This is a genomic window from Vibrio sp., from assembly GCF_050299255.1.
GTDB lineage: Bacteria > Pseudomonadota > Gammaproteobacteria > Enterobacterales > Vibrionaceae > Vibrio.
Map to the genome: position 1 here is coordinate 1 of NZ_JBNKVP010000147.1, position 3378 is coordinate 3378.

Genomic DNA, 3378 nt, shown 5'->3' on the forward strand with positions numbered 1-3378 from the left:
GGCTGATGTTCTTGGCATCGACTGGCGACAACCGGCGCTGTACTCCAATTTGTCGATCGATTATCAATCTATCACCCATCTGCGTATTTTCCCCGGTAGTACGCCTTTTATCTCTGTACGGGCGATTGGCATCCCGACCGCATAACCGCACATTTTTTCACGACAGACAGGCAAAAACCGATTAGCTGGTGATTAAACATGCAGTTAGGTTGGGGTAGGGACTTTTACCAACCATAAACCATGATAGAATATGTGGCTTATTCACCGAGTGACCGGACTCGGCGCGTGTTTGCCATCAGTGGCTATGGAATAGTATTCAGCGTGTCATTAAGTGTCGATAAGTGAGATCGCGCCAGCATAATTTGACACTACAATTCATTAACATAGCCGCTGTGCAATAAAGGAGTAACGCATGACGAAATCCCTCTTTCGCCAATCTTTTCTATTTGACAGCCTGGACTTAGAACACGATATGCCAGCAGGCGAAATCACAGTCGCCGCTGATGTAACTTTCAAACTTCACCAGCGTGGTGTATTGGAAGTGATCCCGCCGGAGTTGGACGAAAACAGCAAACACATCATCTTATCCTGTGGCATACACGGCGATGAGACTGCGCCGATGGAGCTGGTGGATAAAATCATTCAGGATATTCAATCCGGATTTCAGCCGGTTAAAGAGCGCGTTTTGTTTATCATTGCTCACCCTGAAGCAACCAATCGTCATGTACGTTTTATCGATGAAAATTTGAATCGCCTGTTTGATGAAAAGCCGCGTGAGACCAATAAAGAGGTGGTGATTGCGGACAATCTCAAGTTACTGGTTAGCGACTTTTACCGCGATGCACCGGTCGAAAACCGTTGGCATCTCGATTTACACTGCGCGATTCGCCTTTCCAAACACTATTCGTTCGCGGTCAGTCCTAAAGTGCGCCATCCGGTGCGCAGTAAAGAACTGTTTAACTTTATCGAATCTTCGCACGTTGAAGCTGTGCTGCTGTCCAACGCGCCGACCAGCACATTTAGCTGGTACAGCGCGGAGAATTTCTCGGCTCAGGCACTGACGATGGAACTGGGGCAGGTTGCGCGTATTGGCGAAAATGAACTGGATCGTTTAGTGGCGTTTGATTTGTCGATGCGTGATCTGATCGGGCGCACCGAGCCAGAGCATCTGCCGCGTAAAGCGATCATGTACCGGGTAAGCCGTACTCTGGTGCGATTGCATGAAGATTTCGATTTTATGTTTGATGACGACGTTGAAAACTTTACCGCATTTAAGCACGGAGAGGTGTTTGGGCATGATGGTGATAAGCCTTTGATGGCCAAAAATGAAGAAGAGGCGATCGTGTTCCCCAACCGTCATGTTGCCATTGGTCAACGGGCTGCGCTGATGGTGTGCAAAGTCAAAACCCGGGTTGAAGATGGTCAGGTTGTTTACGACTGAGTAAAAGCCCGCCGCCCAACAAAATTAGCGCAAATTAGACTTTTTATTTGAATGGCTTAACGTTAAGGTTAGGCCATTCATTTTTTTGGGAAACCAGATCTTTGCCACACCTGGTCAGTTTATGGAATTTAACCAGCTTCTTGCTGTAAAACAGCGTCACTGGCAGCACTATCTGCTGCTGTTATCTGCTGTTTCAATAATCGTCGCGGCTGTCTACCTGATGGTCGGCGAAGTATGGATCTCACTGCTGCCTCCTTATGAGCCCTTTGAACAACAGCTGGTTTGGCAATTGCGCTTACCCCGTCTGATTGCGGCAATGGCGATCGGCGCATCTCTGGCGCTATCCGGCGCGGTGTTACAGGTGCTGCTCGGCAACGTGCTTGCAGAGCCCGGTGTGCTGGGCATTTCCGGCGGTGCCAGCCTGATGATGGTGATAGTACTGTTTTTCCTGCCTGCCTTGGCAACGCCACTTGGATTTATGTTTTCCGCCATAGTGGGGGCGCTACTGTTTACCCTGATCCTGGTCGGCATGGCACGTTCACTGCGCCTCACCACAACCCGGTTACTCTTAGTTGGCGTCGCGCTTGGCCTGATTTCCAGCGCGGTGGTTACCTGGGCATTCTATTTCAGCGACAACTTAAGCCTTAGACAACTGATGTACTGGCTGATGGGCAGTATCAGCGGCATTAACTGGTACCAGCACTGGGTAACGCTGGTACTGCTGCCGATTGTGATCTGGCTTTGCTGGCAGGGGAGAAAACTCGACACGCTGATGCTGGGTGAAGTGCATGCCAAACAGCTTGGCCTGGACGTAAACCGGGTTCGCTGGCGCTTGATCCTGGCGGTATCGGTATTAATTGGTGGCGCGGTGGCGATAGGCGGGGTGATAGGTTTTGTCGGGCTGGTGGTCCCTCATCTGCTCAGGCTGGCGCTGGGTGCCAACAACCGTTTCTTGCTACCGGCTGCAACCCTGACCGGAGCAGTACTGGTAATGGTTGCGGATATGATCGCCCGTTTGGCGCTTGATGCCGGTGAGTTACCACTTGGCGTGGTGACCACGTCAATCGGTGCACCGATTTTTATCTGGATGCTGGTGGCTCGTCATGATTCACGTTAATAACCTATCAGTCTCGACTCGTCTGCTACCCATGTCGCTGCAGGTAAAACCGGGTGAAGTCATTCATGTCATCGGCCCCAATGGCAGCGGTAAAACCACCTTTTTGTCTGCTCTGGCGGGGATCACCGAAGCGCAAGGCGAGGTGTTGTATGCCGATCTACCCAGTGATGAAATGTCGCTGGCAGAACTGGCCCGGCTGCGCGCCTACCTAACCCAACAGGGGATGCCTGCTTTCAGTTTTCCCGTTTACCAGTATCTGTCGCTGTCACTTCCGGTTTATTCGTCAGCGACCGCCGAGGAGATCAACCTGGCGATCGCTCTGCTAACCGAACTGCTGCAAATCGCAGACAAGTTGCATCGTCCCATTCAGCAGTTATCTGGCGGCGAGTGGCAGCGCGTCAGGCTGGCGGCAATTTGTCTGCAAATCTGGCCAGCACTGAACCCTGAGGCAAAACTGTTGATCTTGGACGAACCAGCTGCACCACTGGATATCGGCCAGGAAGTGTTGCTGTACAAGCTTATCAAGCAGATTGCGGGGCAGGGGATCAGCGTGGTGATGTCGAACCATGACCTTAACCGTAGCCTGAAACATGCTGATCAGGTGCTGCTGCTGGACAATGGTGTGGTGAAAGGATTCGGCTCCGCAAATGAGGTGATGACAGAGCAGAATCTGTCGGAAGTATTCCGCACTCGGGTAACCCGCGCTGAAGTGAATCAGCAGTCGGTACTGTTGTTCGAATAACGATCAACTAAGTAGTGGCGATTTGAGTAATTACTACCACTAAAGGGCTGGAAAGGTGCAGACCTGCACTAATCTAGC

Annotated in this window: 3 protein-coding genes; all 3 read left to right on the plus strand. The window is 51.3% G+C overall.

Annotated elements, in window-relative coordinates; translation table 11 throughout:
* Nucleotides 1-412: 412 nt before the first annotated feature.
* The 3 genes from ACQY6F_RS18485 (at nucleotide 413) to btuD (ending at nucleotide 3300) form a co-directional block, all read left to right on the plus strand.
* Nucleotides 413-1441, plus strand: a complete 1029-nt coding sequence (locus tag ACQY6F_RS18485; RefSeq protein ID WP_428776548.1) for a succinylglutamate desuccinylase — start codon at nucleotides 413-415, stop codon at nucleotides 1439-1441.
* A 121-nt stretch (nucleotides 1442-1562) separates the two neighbouring features.
* Nucleotides 1563-2558: a vitamin B12 ABC transporter permease BtuC gene (btuC, locus tag ACQY6F_RS18490; protein WP_428776550.1), complete on the plus strand. Its 996-nt coding sequence runs from the start codon at nucleotides 1563-1565 to the stop codon at nucleotides 2556-2558.
* The gene (gene btuD / locus ACQY6F_RS18495) at nucleotides 2545-3300 is read left to right on the plus strand and encodes a vitamin B12 ABC transporter ATP-binding protein BtuD (RefSeq protein ID WP_428776551.1); all 756 of its coding nucleotides are present in this window, start codon (nucleotides 2545-2547) and stop codon (nucleotides 3298-3300) included. Before btuC ends, btuD begins: the two co-directional genes overlap by 14 nt.
* The last annotated feature ends 78 nt before the right edge of the window (nucleotides 3301-3378 follow it).